This window comes from Microcystis sp. Msp_OC_L_20101000_S702, from assembly GCF_007095705.1.
Taxonomy (GTDB): Bacteria; Cyanobacteriota; Cyanobacteriia; order Cyanobacteriales; family Microcystaceae; genus Microcystis; species Microcystis ichthyoblabe_A.
Genome location: NZ_SFBO01000070.1, coordinates 1 through 17,260 on the forward strand (window position 1 = coordinate 1; position 17,260 = coordinate 17,260).

Consider the following 17,260-nt stretch of genomic DNA (forward strand, 5'->3'; position numbering starts at 1 on the left):
CCTAAGTCAATTCCGATGGCTTTATCTGTTACTGGTAAAGGCTTAATCGTTGGGTCATCAAATCTTATTGAGATATGCCAACGTCCTGAGGGATGTAATCTGACTGTTACTGTGCTTGGGTCACAGCTTTCTGGTATTTGTCTTGACCATCGAATAGGTAAAGGTTCTGTGCATTTGGCTAAATAGATTTGTCTGTCTTTGAATTTAAAAGCAGACTTAGTAAATTCGGCACTTCCTCCCTGATGTTTTTTCTTAAAGTTAGGATACTTAGTACGACCAGTAAAGAAAGTAGTAAAAGCTGTTTGTAAATGTCTTAACCCTTGTTGTAAAGGTACACAGCTAACTTCATTGAGAAAGTTTAATTCTTCTTGTTTTTTCCACTCGGTTAGCATTGAAGAAGTTTCAGCATATCCTACTCTTTCTTGTCTTTCATACCAAGCTTGTGTTCGTTCGTGGAGAGCTTTGTTGTAAACTAATCTTACACAGCCCAAAGTGCGCCGCAATAGCGACTCTTGTTCTGGTGTTGGGTAAAATCGGTAAGAATAGGCTTTTTCCATGTCTCACATTTTAGCATATATTTCGTAAATGTGCTCATATTTAACAGTAAAGCCGTCGTAGAACGACGGGGTTTCAGACCCAAATTTTCGATGAAACCAATCTACTCACTTAAAGCAACCAACAGGGAGAAATCTAGATATTAGGTAAAGTTACGTCAATGGTCGTTGGAGCAATCAATAAGGGTGGCAGCGAAATTCAAGGAACTGTAGCCCGTCCCTAGCAGATTTGACATTTTCTCAATCGGGACACAAGGGATAAAAACTTAGTAAGGGCCATAATTACCCCTTGCCAAGGGGAATTTTTTGACTGGAAAACCAATGTTCGCCGTTGGGGCAGCCAAGATCCCTTCAATGGAACCTGTGGCCAGAAAAATTGGAAAAACAGCCCTGGGGTTTCTCGCGAGTGCTATAAAGGAAATAGTCATTTTGATCGCCTACTCGTCCTAACTATGCCACGCACTCAACGTAACGATAATTTTATTGATAAATCCTTTACCGTCATGGCGGATATCATTTTAAAGATGCTCCCCGCCGATAAAAAAGCCAAGGAAGCCTTTGTTTATTATCGCGATGGGATGTCTGCCCAAGCTGACGGTGAATACGCCGAAGCCCTCGATAATTACTATGAAGCTTTAACATTAGAAGAGGATCCTAATGATCGCAGTTATATCCTCTACAATATCGGCATTATCCACGCTAGTAACGGCGAGCATCAAAAGGCCTTAGAATACTACGAAGAAGCTATCCAACTTAATCCCAGAATGCCCTCCGCCTTGAATAATATCGCTGTTATTTACCATTTTCAAGGGGAAAAAGCCAGAGAAGACGGACAACAGGCCGAAGCAGAAGCACTCTACGACAAAGCGGCAGAATACTGGAAACAAGCCATCCGATTAGCCCCCAATAACTACATTGAAGCCCAAAACTGGCTGAAAATTACCGGGCGCTCGGAAATTGATGTTTTCTTTTAAATTGAGGAGTCGCTCGTCGGTCGTTAGGAGACGGGAGACGGGAGACGGGAGATTATTTTTATTTATTCTCCCCACACTCCACACCCCACACCCTACACCCCACACCCCACACCCTACACCCTACACCCTACACCCCATTTTTCCCATGATCGATCGAGCTACAGTTGAAAAAATCGCCCATTTAGCCCGTTTAGAGATTACCAACGCTGAAGAAGAACAATTTGCGGGGCAATTAAGCGGGATACTGGATTATTTCGAGCAGTTAAGCGAATTAGACACGGAAAATGTGCCACCCACCACGCGAGCGATCGAAATTCAAAATATCACTCGCGCTGATAGTAATAGACTTTATCGCGATCACGAGGTCTTAGTGCAGGAATCGCCGGTCCCGGAAGGAGATTATTTCCGGGTTCCCCGTATTCTCAACAGCGACGAAGAGTGAATCAGTGAGCAGTTGATCACTGACTTAGATGCCATCTAGGGTTTTTGCTGCTATCTTGGACTAAGATCAGACCTAGCAATGGAGACATAATATAATGATCGCAGCCCAAGATGTGGCACCATTTCAGCTTATTTCGAGCGTAGAATCGGCGGCAACAGAATTTAGGCCCTGGGGTTCCTTCACCACCCTAGAAGAGGGGCCCGGTTATAAAATCAAGCGGATTGAAGTGAATCCGGGTCATCGTCTCAGTTTACAGATGCACTACCATCGCAGTGAACATTGGATTGTCGTTTCGGGGACGGCAAAAGTCACCTGTGGAGATAACGAGGAAATTCTCGGTGCTAATCAGTCCACCTATGTGCCGCAGTGTACCGCTCACCGTCTGGAAAACCCCGGGGTAATCAAATTGGTATTAATTGAAGTGCAGAATGGGGAATATTTAGGAGAGGATGATATAGTGCGTTTTCAGGATGATTATGCTCGTCACCAGAGCTAAGACTGCTTTTAGGGGGACAGAAAGGCAAGAAACTATATTTTCGCTCCAAAAACCTTTTTAGTTTAGTCTGTCTGACTGTCTTCCCTGCTGTCAAGGCTTGTCAATTTCTAGAAAAATTTTCTTTTCGGGCCAGGTAGCGGTTTTCCTCATGGGCAGAAAAATAAACTTCCCCTAGACCCTGTGTGGGAAGCTTGAGGAAAGCTGGGCTAGGGGAAATAATTTATTCCTTTGCTGGATTAACTTTAGCATATAACTCTCATTTGTCAGGACTATAACAGCCGGATGTCAATTCTGTGACAAGTGCGAGTTTTCAGTTTACTGATTGCTGGTGACTGATTACTGGTTACTGTCGTCCACCTATTTTCTGAGAATTCTAGAGGTACTTGTAAAGATTTGTTACAAAGAGACGCGGAAAAATCTGAGGACAGGGAGACAAGAAAGGATTATCGACGGGGATCAAGGATTTCAGTAGGAAACTGGATTGGGGATCAAGGGAAACCGATTGTAAAGTTTTCGATACCTCTTGGCGATTTTTGTAATAGTTCGATACATATAACATAGATGATCGGCGATGATTGTAAATTTATATTGCGAATAGCTCATTTTCTTCGGTGTTTTTCCTATACTGGTTTTCATCAACTTTGAGCCGACGTGCAGAAAAGTTAGACCACCAAGTTTGTAAGAGGTCAGGAAGATGCAATTAACCGCAAGAAATAACTGGGGCCACGTTTCTTTAGCAATGCTAAAAAGCTTTCTTCTCTGGAGTTTCGTCCTCACTGTCTGTTTATTAGTAGTGGGATTTCCTTTAGTAGTATTAATGATGACAGTGGGGGCATTGTCTGCGATTATCTTACAGTCAGTTTTACCGGTTAGTTCCGTGCTTTTAGTGGCAGGAATGATTATTGGTATTAACATTTTGGCTATCCTAATTAGTGCCGCTTTGTTAGCAGCAAAAGGTGTTCATCCCCATGAAGTTAGCTGGCTGCACTGGTTACACGGTGAGGTAAAAACCTCTCATCAAGCTGTTTATGCTTCTTGTCCCCTAACTTGCGGGATGATTCATTAAATCTGATTCTCTTACAGCGGAATTGCTTACCTTTTTTCTATTTAGATTTATTTAAGTTTTCAACTGCCTTATCGGTTGATTATACACACTCCAAGCTAGTGCAACCCGGTGAAACCGGGTTTTTTCATTGTTATTGAGCTAAAGCAGTTATCTGAATGGTGAGGTACGAAGTTTTCGTTTTGGGGGGTAGGTCTTCAATCAAATTAGGTTAAACTTCATCTATTATGAGAAAAGCTGTGACTGAATATTAGGAAGATAGGGAGATGAGAGCTTTTTTGCTGTGATCGGTAAACAGTGATTAGTGAACTGAAAACTCACATCTGATAACTGATAACTGATAACTGATAACTGATAACTGATAACTGATAACTAACTGGTATAATGGGCGAGAAAACCGGAAAAAATCGATGTCTAGCCTTCCAGAAACCGACAATCCCAGTTACAAGGCCATCTTAGCGGCATTAAACCATTTAATCAGCGTTGTTGCCCGTTTACGAGACCCAGAAAGCGGCTGTCCTTGGGATTTAGCGCAAACCCCGGAAACCCTAATTCCCTACGTTATCGAGGAAGCTTATGAGGTGGTAGCAGCGATTAAAAGTGGTGATAAAACTGCCATTGCCGAGGAATTAGGCGATTTACTGCTACAGGTGGTTTTACAAGCTCAAATTGCCAGTGATGAGGGTAATTTTAGCCTAGAAGAAGTGGCTAGGGGCATCACTGATAAATTAATTCGTCGTCATCCCCACGTTTTTGGGGAGCTATCCCTAGAAAATCCCGAACAGGTGCGTCAAAATTGGGAGAAAATCAAAGCTGAGGAAAAAAATGACCCGACTATTAGCGGCAAATTAACCCGTTATGCCCAAACTTTACCACCCTTGATCGGGGCGATGAAAATTTCTCGGCAAGCAGCGCGAGTCGGTTTTGATTGGGAAAATATCGCGGGAGTCTGGGAAAAATTTGGCGAAGAGTTAGCAGAATGGCAAGAGTCCCTAGAATCGGACGATAAAGAGCATCAACAGGCAGAATTAGGCGATTTACTCTTTACTATTGTCAATCTTGCTCGCTGGTATGATTTAGACCCCAGTATCGCTTTACAAGAGACTAATCTGCGTTTTATTCAACGTTTTTCCCTAGTGGAATCCGTGGCAGAAAAGCCTCTCCATGACTATACACTAGAGGAATTAACAGTTTTCTGGCAGCAAGCGAAAGCTAAGTTAAACCAACCATCATCTGGGCAATAATGCAAGAGCAAGAAATTAATAAGGACAAATCCAAGAGTTTTTGGGCTTCTATTCGAGAAAATCTGCAAATTATCACTATAGCTTTAGTTTTAGCCCTATTGATTCGCACTTTTGTGGCTGAACCTCGTTTTATCCCCTCTGATTCTATGTTACCCACTTTAGAACAGGGCGATCGCTTAGTGGTGGAAAAACTTTCCTACGATTTCCATCCCCCTCGACGGGGGGATATCGTCGTCTTTGAACCGCCGGCACAATTACAATTACAGGGATATCAAAAGGACCAAGCTTTTATTAAAAGAGTGATTGCCACCCCAGGGGATGTGATTGCTGTCAAGGAGGGCAAAATTTATCTGAATAATCAACCCTTGGCAGAGGATTATATTCTAGAATCCCCTCAATATAATTTAATGCCTTTGCTCGTGCCGGAAAATAACTTATTTGTCATGGGAGATAATCGCAATAATAGCAATGACTCCCATATCTGGGGGTTTTTACCGGAAAATAACGTGATTGGTAGGGCGGTTTTTCGCTTTTTTCCTTTTAATCGTTTGGGGATTTTAGGGGGGGAATAGCTAACAGGAATTTTTAGTCCTGAGGATGTTGAACAATTAAGACGGAACAGGGGGCATGATGGAGAACATAATTACTCACACTACCTAAGAATAACTCTCCTAGACCCGATCGCCCACGCCGACCGATAACAATTAAATCAATATTTTCCTCTCGCGCCACTTTACAGATAGTTTTGGCGGCATGACCATAAATTTGCCGGTATTCTCCCTTTACACCCATTTCTCCCGCTTGATTAGCTCTTTTTTGCAACATTGCCAACCCTTTCTGCTCAAATTCTTCCCATTGTTGCCGCCAAAAATCAAGAGTCAGATCATTACCCTGGGCGGGGTAAATATCGGCTAAGTTGGGCGGAATCGGTAAAGGGCTATAATCTTCTTCAGGAGAAAGGACGTGCAGTAGTAGGAGGTTAGCTTCGTACTTACTGGCTAAGGATACAGCCTCCTTAAAGACACTCTCCCCCATCTCCGACAAATCTACTGCTATCAAGATTTTTTGATACATTTTTCAGCCTCTGCAACCATGCCTTATTTAACGGAATCCGACGCTATTAGGAATGCGATCGATCACTTTTCTCATTTTCCCATTCTTTGGTTAGATAAGGAAGTGGCCGATTACGATAGCAAGACTCCCCGTTTGTCTCTGATTCAAATTCTGGCTGATTCCACGGATTTAACGGGGGAGCGGGTGACAATTTTGGATGTTCTCGAACGACTGGATCGTACTGACTATTTTATCACTAAAATACTGTTGGTTGACCGGATAGAAAAGGTTTTTCACAATGCTACTTATGATTGTAAATTTTTGGGCGGTAAAAGCAAAGTTAAAAAAATTACCTGTACCCTAGAGTTAGCTAAAAAGGTTCCCTACTATATTGCTCCTTTACCCAATTATCAACTGAAAACGCTGGCTGAATTAGGTTATACTTGATATTTATGAGAAAGGCTGTAATAGCTAGAAAAAATTGCTTGCGGGGATAATCTAAATGACTGTAAAGATCGCTTATCTGGGGCCAGTGGGAACCTATTCAGAAACAGCCGCTTTAGCCTATGCTAACAGTTTACCACCCCAGCCTCATCAATTAATACCCTATCCTAGCATTGCCCTGTCCCTGCGATCGGTTGTCCAAAATCAGGCCGATTTAGCAGTGGTTCCGGTGGAAAATTCCACCGAAGGAAGTGTGGTAATGACTCTTGATGCTTTATGGCAATTACCCAGGTTACAGATTCAACAAGAATTAGTTTTACCGATTTCCCATGCACTTCTATCTCCTCAACAATCGCTAACAGAAATTAAAACCGTTTATTCCCATCCCCAAGCTTTAGCTCAATGTCAAAAATGGCTAGAAAATAATTTACCTAACGTGCCGATTATTCCCACCAATTCTACCACAGAAGCGATTCAAATTCTCGATCGAGAGGCTAATTCGGCCGCTATTGCTTCCCCCCGAGCAGCAAAACTCTATCATGTACCAATATTAACACAACCAATTAATGATTATCCCGATAATTGTACCCGTTTTTGGGTAATGGCTTTAACTTCCCATCCTCAAGGAGAGCGAATGTCCCTCGCTTTTCAAGTTTTAGATCAACCCGGTGCTTTAGTCAAACCTTTAGAAGTTTTTGCCAAACGTCAGCTTAATTTATCTCGGATTGAATCGCGACCAACTAAACGATCTTTAGGGGAATACATATTTTTTATTGATCTAGAAATTAATCTGGATCAACAGCATTTAATCGCAGAAACTTTAGAAGAATTAACAAATTATACCGATGCGATAGAGGTTTTTGGTGCTTATCAGGTGGTTAATTTACCCGTAGAAAGTTTAGAGGAATTATAAACTAAATTCCTCATAAATTACAGTAGTTAAATAGAGATATTTTAGCTTTTAAGAGAAGGAAGAATCGGCAAAGATGAGTTTTCCTCTGGTGGGGTAAAATCAAGCTTTCTTTCCCCCACCAGAGGAAGAATAATTTCTACAGTTGTTCCTAAACCTTGACCTTGACTAGAGATAGTAATATCTCCCCCCATTATTTTCATAAAATTCTTAGAAATAGCTAATCCTAAACCCGTACCGCTAAATTTTCTAGTTGTGGAACCATCAATCATCACAAAAGGACGGAATAATTTTAATTGCTGCTGGGGGTCGATACCGATTCCTGTATCGATTATAGTGATAATAGCCTGTGGATATTCTAAGTGAGTTATCAGAGAAATAGTTCCCGTCTCGGTAAATTTAATTGAGTTAGAAATAACATTCAAAATTACCTGTTTTAATTTAGTGGGATCAGCATAGACTATCGGATTTTCTGGACAGAAAAGCAAATTTAATTTTAAGTGCTTACCCTGCAGCGATGCTGTTTGTAAATTAATAACTTCATTGATAATTTGGTGTAAATCTACTGGTTCAGGATTAACGGAAAGTTTGCCTGCTTCTATTTTAGCAATACTGAGAATATCATCAATAATTTCCAAAAGATGTACGGCTGCCTTATCCGCTTGTTGCAAATATTCTTTTTCTTCCTCTTCACTGTTACAAAATCCATCCATAACGCAACGAATTGAGCCAATAATACCATTGAGAGGGGTGCGTAATTCGTGGGAAGTATTCGCCAAAAATTGGTTTTTTAATTGATTAGCATTTTCCGCTTCTTGCCAACTCTTAACTATTTCCTCTCCCCAAAGACGTAAACGTTCGAGCATTTCCTCTAGGGACGAGGCTAACTGATTAATTTCTCTAATATTAAAATTTTGTGGTCTAATCTTTTGGGAAGGAATTTTCTGAATATTTAAGGCATAATCTCGCAGTTTTTCTAAAGGTCTAGCTAAATCCCTAGCAATAAGTACAATAGCTACTAAATAAGCTAATAATAAACCAGAAATTAGATAAAAAATTGCCTCCCAAATTTGTTGTAGAGGAGCCAGAGCTTGGGAGAGAGAACTAATGGCTAAAACTACCCATTTTTGGGATGATTCTCCCGCAACTGGACTGGGGAGGGAACTGTAACCAGCGACTAATTCTTTGCCATATTTCTCGAAAGAAAATAAATGGAGAAATCTCCGTCGACCTCTAACAGCATTATCGATGATCAGATTGAGACGTTCCGCATCAGCTTCTTGACTGATATGGCTACCAATGCGATGAAAATAGGGATGAGCGAGAATAATGCCATTTTCAGAAATAACCACGGGATAACCTGACAAAGAACCGGGTAAAACCTTCTCAGCGTAAAGTAGAGAAGTTTGTAAAATCAGACCAGATTGTAATTGTCCTTGATTGTCGTAGATGGGAACGGCAAAGACTAATTCTAATTGACGATTGTTATCGGGAGATTTAATTAGAAATTTTCTAGGTAAACTTTTAACTAAAATATTCTCGATATTACCAGCAAAGCTATTCCGTTTTTCTGCCCATCTTTCCAGAGGCAAAATTTTGAGGATTTCTGGTTCACAGGCTCGATTTAATAAAGGTTTCTTGGTCTTAATATCAATTAATTCCACACAGTTAATCTGATTAGGAAGCATCGCTGTTAATTGTTGTAAAAAAGCTTCTTTTTCGGCTAAGGTTCCCTGTTTTAAAACCAGACTTTCCCCCGCAGTGATCAGATTGGCCCGCAAAAGTTGAATTGATTGCTCAATATTGTCTGCTTTTCTGATGGCACTTTCGGTGAGATTTTGACGGGCCGTTTCCAAAAAAGCCGATCGCGCCTTACGATAGGTAACATAAACCCCCATTAGTAGTACAGGAACACTAACCAGGAGTAAGCGAGAGAGCAGAATACGACGAAAGGAGGATTGACCGATAGACATGGGCGGAAATTGGTTTGATTCTTGCTATCAAACTCCAGACTATACTAGCCTATTCACCAATCGGACCTGGTGATATCCCTCATCATTTACTATGAATCATCCTCACACCACCGTTATTTTAGCCATGAGTGCCGATGGTAAAATTGCCGACGCCTACCAGTCAGCGGCCAGATTTGCCTCTGCTACCGATAAAATGCGTCTAGAACAACATTTATCCCGCATGGATGCCGCTTTATTCGGTGCTAACACCCTGCGCGCTTATCACACCAGTCTTCCTATCCGTCATGGCGATTTTCTCGCTTATCGTCAACAACGGGGATTATCCCCGCAGCCGATACAGATCGTTTGTTCTCATTCGGGACTGCTTGATCCCCGGATGAAATTTTTTCAGCAGCCTTTTCCTCGCTGGTTAATCACGGCAGCTGAAAAAGTGGCAGCCTGGGAAAATCGGGGTTTATTTGAGCTTGTCTTAGTCTGCGGTGATTGGAAGGTTATTTTTAGTCAATTTACCGCCCTAGGTATCAAAAAACTGGCGATTCTGGGAGGAGGTGAATTAATTGCCTCTCTTTTAGCTGAAGATTTAATCGATGAAATCTATCTAACCATTTGTCCTTTGCTGTTAGGAGGCAATAAAGCGGCAACTCCCCTGGGAGGAACTGGATTTCTGGCAGATTCTGCCAGAAAATTACGACTTTTGAGCGTGGAAACCGTGGAAGCCGAAATTTTCCTACATTATTCCCTTGAACGAGATTGCCACAAATCTCAAAACTAGATTACCTTAAATAAAAAGTTTGACTTATCTTGTCCCATGGTAGAACAGCTTAAACCACAATATTCTGTCGCTTGGATTGATAAAATGAGTGAGATTTCCCAACAAAAATGGGATGCTCTCGCTCAACCCCTAACTACTCCCTTTCTAGAGTGGCAATGGTTACATAATATCGAAACTTCTGGCAGCGCCACGGGACGCACTGGGTGGCAACCTGCTCATCTCACAGTTTGGCGCGGTACTGAGTTAATTGCCGCCGCTCCTTTGTATATTAAAAGTCATAGTTACGGTGAATTTGTCTTTGACCACCAATGGGCAGATCTTTCCCATCGTTTGGGGATTAGGTACTATCCGAAACTATTAGGAATGACCCCTTTTACTCCGGCGGTAGGTTATCGTTTTTTAATTGCTCCGGGGGAAAATGAACTGGAAATTACTGCTTTAATGATAGCGGCTATTGATCATTTTTGTGATCAAAATAATCTGTCGGGTTGTCATTTTCTTTTTGTGGATCCCCAATGGCGAATTTTAATGGAAAATTTGGGCTTTACTCCCTGGTTACACCATAGTTATATCTGGAATAACAAGGGTTTTCAAAGTTTTGAAGATTATCTGACGGTTTTTAATGCTAATCAACGCCGCAATATTAAACGGGAACGGAAAGCGGTGACTAATGCGGGGTTAATTATTAAAACTCTGGCTGCCGAAGAAATTCCCCATCATTTATTCCCGTTAATTTATCGGTTTTATAGCAGTACCTGTGATAAATTTTACTGGGGAAGTAAATATCTGACACAGAAATTTTTTGAACAATTATATCCGAATTATCGTCAGCGAGTGGTTTTGATTACTGCCTACCAAAATGAAAAGGATACTAAACCGGTGGGTTTATCTTTTTGTATTCGCAAAGATACTAATCTTTATGGTCGTTACTGGGGCAGTTTTCAAGAGTATGACTGTTTACATTTTGAAGCTTGTTACTATCAACCGATCGATTGGGCAATTAGTCAAGGTATTACCATGTTTGACCCGGGTGCGGGAGGACAACATAAAAAAAGACGGGGTTTTCCTGCCACTGCTAATCATAGTTTACACCGTTTTTATCATGGCAAAATGACTCAAATTCTCCGCAACTATATCCAGGAAATCAATCAAATGGAACAGGAAGAAATTGATGCAATCAATCAAGATTTACCCTTTTCTAAGAGAGAAATTGAGTTGAACGAGTAATTTAGATAGGGTTTGTCCCTATTAGTGCAATCAACTATGAATACGAGGTTCCGGGTGCAGAGTAGTGAGAATTTCACTTTCGATCGCCGCTAGGGTTTCTAAACGTTGCTCGATCACTGTCCGTTCAAAATAATCCGCTGCTAATAGCCAATAAATACCATAATGACGCGCTTCGGAAGCCATTAAACCGCGATAAAATTTGCCTAAATCGGGATCGGGACAATATTCTGCCAATAAACCTAATCTTTCGTGGGAACGCGCCTCAATTAAAGCTGATATTAACAGAGAATCCAAAAGGCGATCGGGTTCTTGGTGACGAATCTGGGCCTTCAATTTAGCACCATAGGGGGGAGAATTTAAGGGAGCGAGGGGAATTCCCCATTTATCTAACCATTGATTGACCTGTTCAAAATGTTCTAATTCCTCTTGTGCGATCGCCGTTAATTTCCGCACGAGGGAAGCGTAGGAAGGATAACGAAACATGAGATTTAATGCCACTCCTGCCGCTTTTCGCTCACAATGGGAATGATCGAGCAGAATAATCCCTAAATTATTAATTGCCTGTTCTATCCAATCCTCAGAGGTGGCACTGACTAATAAATTAATCTTTCCCATCGTCGCTGATTCCAATTTGCTGCATCTTTCACCCTAACCCAAAAAGTCGAACAACACCAGTCAAAAACTAAGGACACGGCTTCTGTGATAGCCTAGATGATTGGTGAAGCATAAACACGGCCAATCAATCAGATGGATTTTTTACTTGAAGTCGGTACAGAAGAACTACCCGCAGATTTTGTCGATAGCGCGATCGCACAATGGCGGGAAAGAGTTAGCAAGAGTTTAGAGACGGAATCTCTGGACGCTACTGCTATTCAAGTTTACGGAACCCCGCGCCGTTTGGCCGTGTTAATCACAGGATTACCAAGGGAGCAAGAAGCTCGCAGCGAGGAGATCAAAGGACCGCCAGTTAGTGCAGCCTACAAAAATGGCCAAATTACCCCCGCTGGTGAGGGTTTTGCTCGAAAACAGGGAGTTAGCACCGACGCTTTCTCCATTCGTGCCACAGACAAAGGAGAATTTGTCTATATTGAAAAAACGATTCCGGGTCGTCAAACAGCCGAGATTTTAACTGAATTAATTCCCCAATGGATTACTCGTTTGGAAGGAAGACGTTTTATGCGTTGGGGAGATGGAGATTTAAGATTTCCCCGGCCAATTCGTTGGTTATTAACTTTAGTGGATGGGGAAGTTTTGCCCCTAGAATTAATTAATGGCTCTACCACTTTAACCAGCGATCGCTTAACTTTTGGTCATCGCATTCTACACCCGCAATCCCTAGCCATTAGTCACCCCCAAGCATATTTAACCAGTTTGCGATCAATTTTTGTGGAAGCGGATCCGCAAGTGCGTCAACAGATAATTACCGATCAGATTACCACCCTGGCCAAAACACTGGAGGGAGTGGCAGAAATTCCCGCAGATTTATTAGCAGAAGTGACTAACTTAGTCGAATATCCCACGGCAATTGTCGGCAAATTTGACGAAGAATTTCTGGAATTACCCCCAGAAGTAATTATTACCGTGATGGTGACACATCAGCGTTATTTCCCGGTGAAAACTCCCCAGGGTTTGTCACCCTATTTTATTACTATTTCTAATGGCGATCCCCAGAAATCTGAGATTATTTCCGCGGGAAATGAAAGGGTTATCCGCGCACGGTTAGCCGATGCCAGATTTTTCTATACTGCCGATTGTGATGAACCCTTAGATAGTTTTCTTCCTCAACTGGAAACCGTCACTTTCCAAGAAGAATTGGGAACCATGCGCGATAAAGTCGATCGGATTATGGAAATTGCCCAGATGATCGTCGAACAGTTAAATCTCGATGAACAAAGTCGCAGTGATATAGAGTCCACTGCCATGCTTTGTAAAGCGGATTTAGTTACCCAAATGGTTTACGAATTCCCCGAATTACAGGGAGTAATGGCCGAAAAATATGCTTTAATTAGTGGTGAATCGGCTGTAGTTGCCCGGGGCATTTTTGAACATTATCTGCCTCGCAATTCTGGGGATATACTCCCGGAAACAATCACCGGTCAAGTGGTGGGAATTGCCGATCGATTAGATACTTTAGTCGGTATTTTTGGACTGGGAATGCTGCCCACTGGTTCCTCAGATCCCTTCGCTCTCCGTCGGGCTGCCAATGCAATAATTAGTATTATCTGGTCAGCCGATTTTAATATCAATCTTTTGGCATTAATTGAGCAGATAGCTAAGGATTTTATCACCAGTCATCCCGATAAACCTAACCCAGCCAATCTGATTAAAGATTTCTTTTTACAACGTCTGCAAACTCTCTTAAGTGATGATTTGAGGATAGATTATGATCTCGTTAATGCAGTTTTAGGGGAAAACGATCCAGAGTATAAGTCTCGCGCTTTAGAAAATTTATTAGATACCCGTGAACGCGCTCGCTTTTTATCCCAAATTCGTCAGGATGGTCAGTTAGCCAACATCTATGAAACCGTCAATCGCTCGACCCGTTTAGCACAAAAAGGAGATTTAGATACAACTACCCTAGAAGCCAAGGCAATCATCAATACGGAGTTATTTGAACAATCCTCCGAACCAGCATTTTATGACGCTTTAATTGCCCTAATTCCCGAAACTATCAGCGCAAGAGAGCAAAGAGATTATCAGCGTCTCGTCACTGCTTTAACAGCAATTTCTCCCCTGGTGGCTGACTTTTTTGATGGCGAAAATAGTGTGTTAGTCATGGCAGAAAAAGAATCTGTCCGTCGCAATCGTTTAAATCTGTTGGGTTTACTGCGAAATCACGCCCGAGTCCTAGCAGATTTTGGGGCAATTGTCAACTAAAATGGCCGATTTTGAACTACAGCAACAGGTCAAAAGATTACATCGACTGACGGTATGGGGTCGTTGGTTATTTGTGTTGGGTTGTTGGTTAGTGATTGGTTCGGCGAGTTTATGGGTTTTATGGGATGATATAGCCTTAATGCGGCAATATTTTACTTGGACAGCCCTTAGATACGCTTTAGCTTTCAATTACTGGCCTTCTATCGGTCTAGCCTTTTGTCTTGCCATTACAGGAGCAGTGTTAGTCTGGCAAAGTCGCAACATTATTTTAGGACTTTCCCCCAGAGAAAAACTGCGCTTAGAGCAACGGGTGCAGAAAATTCAGGCCAAAGGGCCGGGTCATCCCCTCTGGCGCTGGATCTTAAAAAGCAGGGAAAAAGACTTACAATGATAAGGCTTTGCTGAAAGCTGACGGCTAGAACCCACACTAGATATAATTCTTTACGCAACAACTCTTGACTTTTGAATCCACTTATGACCGTGACTCCCCAAGCTCCTCCGAAAACTCGCCGCGTGGTTTTTCCCTTCACCGCTATTGTCGGCCAGGAAGAAATGAAATTATCCCTAATGCTCAACGTCATCGACCCCAAAATTGGCGGGGTGATGATTATGGGAGATCGAGGTACGGGAAAATCGACCACAATTAGGGCTTTAGCCGACCTTTTACCAGAAATTGACGTAGTTGCTAACGATCCCTTTAATTCTGACCCCAATGATCCCGATTTAATGAGCGATGAGGTGCGGCAAAGGGTGGACGAGGCCATCCCGTTGACCATTGCCAAGAAAAAAGTCACTATGGTAGATTTGCCCCTTGGTGCGACGGAGGATCGGGTCTGTGGCACGATTGACATCGAAAAGGCCCTGTCAGAGGGGGTAAAAGCTTTTGAACCCGGTTTGCTGGCCAAAGCTAATCGCGGCATTCTCTATGTGGATGAAGTCAATTTACTTGACGACCACCTCGTCGATGTGCTATTAGATTCGGCCGCTAGTGGTTGGAATACGGTGGAACGGGAAGGAATTTCCATCCGTCACCCGGCCCGGTTTGTTTTGGTGGGATCGGGCAACCCAGAAGAGGGAGAATTGCGCCCACAACTGCTCGATCGCTTCGGAATGCACGCCGAGATTCACACCGTCAAAGAACCACCTCTACGGGTCAAAATCGTGGAACAGCGTGCGGAATTTGATGGCAATCCCCTCTCGTTTTTAGAGAAATATAACTTAGAACAGGAAGAACTGCAAAGAAAGCTCGTGGAGGCTCAGAATCTTTTGCCTTCCGTGGAGCTTGATTATGAGCTGCGGGTGAAAATTTCCGAGGTTTGTTCCGAGTTAGACGTGGATGGATTGCGCGGCGATATCGTTACCAATCGCGCCGCTAAAGCTCTGGCCGCTTTGGAAGGACGGACCACTGTGACGGTAGATGATATCCGTCGGGTAATTGTTCTCTGTTTACGTCACCGTTTGCGGAAAGATCCCTTAGAATCGATCGATTCTGGTTATAAAGTCTTGAAAGCTTTTAATCGCGTCTTTGGATTAGAGGAAAATTCCTAAATCTAATTCACCCTCTCCCCGAAGAGAGGGTTTTTGACTGGATTTAGAGATGAAGACCAAAAAGGGCTAGATGTGGCCGAATAAGCTAGAATTTTATCGATCGCTGTTATTCTCTGGGGGAATGTCCATGTGGGTTGAAAGTATAAAACTCGAAAACATTAAATGCTTCCAGAATCAAGAGATTAAATTTATTAGTAATCCCAATAATCAACGTCATTGGCGCGCTAAACCTTATCATTGGATCACTTTATTAGGAGAAAATGGAGTAGGAAAAAGCACGATTTTACAGGCTTTAGCTTTGCTGCTCGCAGGACCAGAAGCAGCCAAAGAATTATTACCCCGTCCGACCGGTTGGATATGTAATCCCAAGACACCGGGTAAATTAACCGCAGTGCTTCATCAGGAAGATGGGGATGCGGGAAAATTTGGTACGGATAAAACTCGAAAAACTTTTGCTTATTCCTATTTTGTTACAGGCAAGGAAAGGTTAGAGTTAGGAGGCAGTAAGGACAAACAAACCTATACAGAACCAGCATTAATCGAAGAAAATACTAAAATTTTAAGTTGGTTGCGAGCCAATGCTTTTGCCTCCGATAATCATGGTTGGTTTGCCGTCGGTTATGGAGCTTTCCGTCGTTTGACACGAGTGAGTCAAGTGATTATTCCTAGTCTTGAACCCCCGCAACGCTCTAGCAACTTTTTCAGCCAATTTAATGAGGATACATCTTTAAGTTCTTTTGAGAGATGGATGGTGCATTTAGATTATCGAATAGCCAAAAATCCCCAAGATATTCAAGCCAAACAAATGAAAAAAATCGGCGAAGAAGCAATTACTAAACTGTTACCCGGTAATGTAGAAATTGCTGAAGTAACTGCCGATGCCTTGATTCAGTTTCTAGTTAACGGTCAAAAAGTTCCAACCATTAGTTTATCCGATGGTTTTCGGAGTATGATTGCTTTAGCCGGAGATTTAATTTGGCGATTATTACAATCCTTCCCCAATCTAGATAACCCCACAGAGGCTTCTGGAGTCGTCTTAATCGATGAGTTAGATATTCATTTACATCCTTCTTGGCAAAGGGAAATTGCTGGATGGTTACAGGAAGTTTTTCCCAAGCTTCAATTCTTTGTCGCTACTCATAGTCCTTTAATCGCTGCCGGTGCAGGGCCAAATTCTTTAACCCTACGAATCGATCTGGTAGAGGGTGAATCAGAGATTGTAGAAATTCCTTATAAAGAATTAGCGGCTAATGTTGATCGTACTTTAACAAGTTCTGCTTTTGGTTTGAAATCAACCTTTCCCACTGAGACAGAAAATAAAATTAAGCGTTACCACCAACTAAATCGTAAAAATAAAAATCTGGCAGCAGAAGAAAAGGAAGAATATGAACAACTGTCATTATTTGTTGGAGAAGTTAAACCCTTTGGCGAAATTAGTCAACCTAATAGTTTAGAATCCCGAATTGATGCCTTACTAGAGGAGCGTTTATCTTGATTCCTGTCACCAGAATATCAGAGCCACGCGTATTAGCTAAAAATGCCGCTCGTTGGCTAGAGGCTTTAGAATGGCTCTTCGTTACCCTTTATGCTAAATCAACAGACAAGATGCCAAGACAACATACTTCTAACCCAAAAATTCCGAAAGTTTCTAAAGCCATAGCCTCTCCGTTTTATTAGTTTAAG

At 42.1% G+C, this 17,260-nt stretch carries 19 protein-coding genes; 15 read left to right on the forward strand and 4 right to left on the reverse strand.

Annotated elements, in window-relative coordinates; genetic code table 11:
• Window positions 1–557 (reverse strand): RNA-guided endonuclease InsQ/TnpB family protein (locus EWV60_RS07640; protein WP_287231729.1); only part of this gene is annotated, 557 nt, incomplete at its 3' end.
• Window positions 558–1,006: 449 nt separating this feature from the next.
• Here EWV60_RS07640 and EWV60_RS07645 point away from each other — a divergent pair.
• The 6 genes from EWV60_RS07645 (at window position 1,007) to lepB (ending at window position 5,345) form a co-directional block, all read left to right on the forward strand.
• Window positions 1,007–1,528, forward strand: coding sequence for a photosystem I assembly protein Ycf3 (locus EWV60_RS07645; RefSeq protein ID WP_016515872.1), 522 nt, complete (start codon window positions 1,007–1,009; stop codon window positions 1,526–1,528).
• A 145-nt stretch (window positions 1,529–1,673) separates the two neighbouring features.
• A complete protein-coding gene (gene gatC / locus EWV60_RS07650; RefSeq protein ID WP_002738949.1) occupies window positions 1,674–1,970 on the forward strand; it encodes an Asp-tRNA(Asn)/Glu-tRNA(Gln) amidotransferase subunit GatC in 297 nt (98 codons plus the stop codon).
• A gap of 94 nt (window positions 1,971–2,064) precedes the next feature.
• On the forward strand, window positions 2,065–2,466 hold the full coding sequence (locus EWV60_RS07655) for a phosphomannose isomerase type II C-terminal cupin domain (RefSeq protein ID WP_002738428.1): 402 nt from the start codon (window positions 2,065–2,067) through the stop codon (window positions 2,464–2,466).
• 694 nt (window positions 2,467–3,160) lie between these two features.
• Entirely contained in the window at window positions 3,161–3,532 is a 372-nt protein-coding gene (locus EWV60_RS07660) for a hypothetical protein (protein WP_002739421.1), read from the forward strand.
• A gap of 407 nt (window positions 3,533–3,939) precedes the next feature.
• Window positions 3,940–4,773, forward strand: coding sequence for a nucleoside triphosphate pyrophosphohydrolase (mazG, locus tag EWV60_RS07665; RefSeq protein ID WP_002738913.1), 834 nt, complete (start codon window positions 3,940–3,942; stop codon window positions 4,771–4,773).
• Entirely contained in the window at window positions 4,773–5,345 is a 573-nt protein-coding gene (gene lepB, locus EWV60_RS07670; RefSeq protein ID WP_002754900.1) for a signal peptidase I, read from the forward strand. The genes mazG and lepB overlap by 1 nt, the downstream gene beginning before the upstream one ends.
• Before the next feature lie 13 nt (window positions 5,346–5,358).
• Here lepB and EWV60_RS07675 read toward each other — a convergent pair whose 3' ends face one another.
• Window positions 5,359–5,847, reverse strand: a complete 489-nt coding sequence (locus EWV60_RS07675) for a universal stress protein (protein ID WP_002738803.1) — start codon at window positions 5,845–5,847, stop codon at window positions 5,359–5,361.
• A gap of 18 nt (window positions 5,848–5,865) precedes the next feature.
• On the opposite strand from EWV60_RS07675, the gene EWV60_RS07680 reads away from it, so the two are divergent.
• Window positions 5,866–6,273, forward strand: coding sequence for a ribonuclease D (locus EWV60_RS07680; RefSeq protein ID WP_016516609.1), 408 nt, complete (start codon window positions 5,866–5,868; stop codon window positions 6,271–6,273).
• 55 nt (window positions 6,274–6,328) lie between these two features.
• Window positions 6,329–7,183 (forward strand): prephenate dehydratase, encoded by an 855-nt coding sequence (gene pheA, locus EWV60_RS07685; protein WP_287231730.1) that lies wholly within the window; start codon window positions 6,329–6,331, stop codon window positions 7,181–7,183.
• Between the two features lie 41 nt (window positions 7,184–7,224).
• Here pheA and EWV60_RS07690 read toward each other — a convergent pair whose 3' ends face one another.
• The gene (locus tag EWV60_RS07690; protein WP_287231731.1) at window positions 7,225–9,153 is read right to left on the reverse strand and encodes a sensor histidine kinase; all 1,929 of its coding nucleotides are present in this window, start codon (window positions 9,151–9,153) and stop codon (window positions 7,225–7,227) included.
• Between the two features lie 91 nt (window positions 9,154–9,244).
• Here EWV60_RS07690 and EWV60_RS07695 point away from each other — a divergent pair, with 91 nt between their 5' ends.
• Both EWV60_RS07695 and EWV60_RS07700 read left to right on the forward strand, forming a co-directional pair.
• Window positions 9,245–9,925 (forward strand): RibD family protein, encoded by a 681-nt coding sequence (locus EWV60_RS07695; protein ID WP_287231732.1) that lies wholly within the window; start codon window positions 9,245–9,247, stop codon window positions 9,923–9,925.
• 36 nt (window positions 9,926–9,961) lie between these two features.
• The gene (locus EWV60_RS07700) at window positions 9,962–11,152 is read left to right on the forward strand and encodes a GNAT family N-acetyltransferase (protein WP_123230734.1); all 1,191 of its coding nucleotides are present in this window, start codon (window positions 9,962–9,964) and stop codon (window positions 11,150–11,152) included.
• Window positions 11,153–11,182: 30 nt separating this feature from the next.
• On the opposite strand, the gene EWV60_RS07705 is transcribed toward EWV60_RS07700, so the two are convergent.
• Window positions 11,183–11,767, reverse strand: a complete 585-nt coding sequence (locus EWV60_RS07705) for a MiaE family protein (RefSeq protein WP_287231733.1) — start codon at window positions 11,765–11,767, stop codon at window positions 11,183–11,185.
• A 132-nt stretch (window positions 11,768–11,899) separates the two neighbouring features.
• Between EWV60_RS07705 and glyS the strand changes: the two genes are divergently transcribed.
• From glyS to EWV60_RS07730, 5 genes are all read left to right on the forward strand, one after another.
• The gene (glyS, locus tag EWV60_RS07710; RefSeq protein ID WP_287231734.1) at window positions 11,900–14,029 is read left to right on the forward strand and encodes a glycine--tRNA ligase subunit beta; all 2,130 of its coding nucleotides are present in this window, start codon (window positions 11,900–11,902) and stop codon (window positions 14,027–14,029) included.
• 1 nt (window position 14,030) lies between these two features.
• Window positions 14,031–14,420 carry a hypothetical protein gene (locus EWV60_RS07715; RefSeq protein ID WP_024969902.1) on the forward strand — a complete coding sequence of 130 codons (390 nt, stop codon included), beginning with the start codon at window positions 14,031–14,033 and terminating at the stop codon, window positions 14,418–14,420.
• A gap of 83 nt (window positions 14,421–14,503) precedes the next feature.
• Window positions 14,504–15,577 (forward strand): magnesium chelatase ATPase subunit I, encoded by a 1,074-nt coding sequence (gene bchI, locus EWV60_RS07720; RefSeq protein WP_002791921.1) that lies wholly within the window; start codon window positions 14,504–14,506, stop codon window positions 15,575–15,577.
• A 70-nt stretch (window positions 15,578–15,647) separates the two neighbouring features.
• Entirely contained in the window at window positions 15,648–17,072 is a 1,425-nt protein-coding gene (locus EWV60_RS07725; RefSeq protein WP_287231735.1) for an AAA family ATPase, read from the forward strand.
• Window positions 17,069–17,254 carry a hypothetical protein gene (locus EWV60_RS07730; protein WP_287231736.1) on the forward strand — a complete coding sequence of 62 codons (186 nt, stop codon included), beginning with the start codon at window positions 17,069–17,071 and terminating at the stop codon, window positions 17,252–17,254. The genes EWV60_RS07725 and EWV60_RS07730 overlap by 4 nt, the downstream gene beginning before the upstream one ends.
• Window positions 17,255–17,260 lie beyond the last annotated feature (6 nt).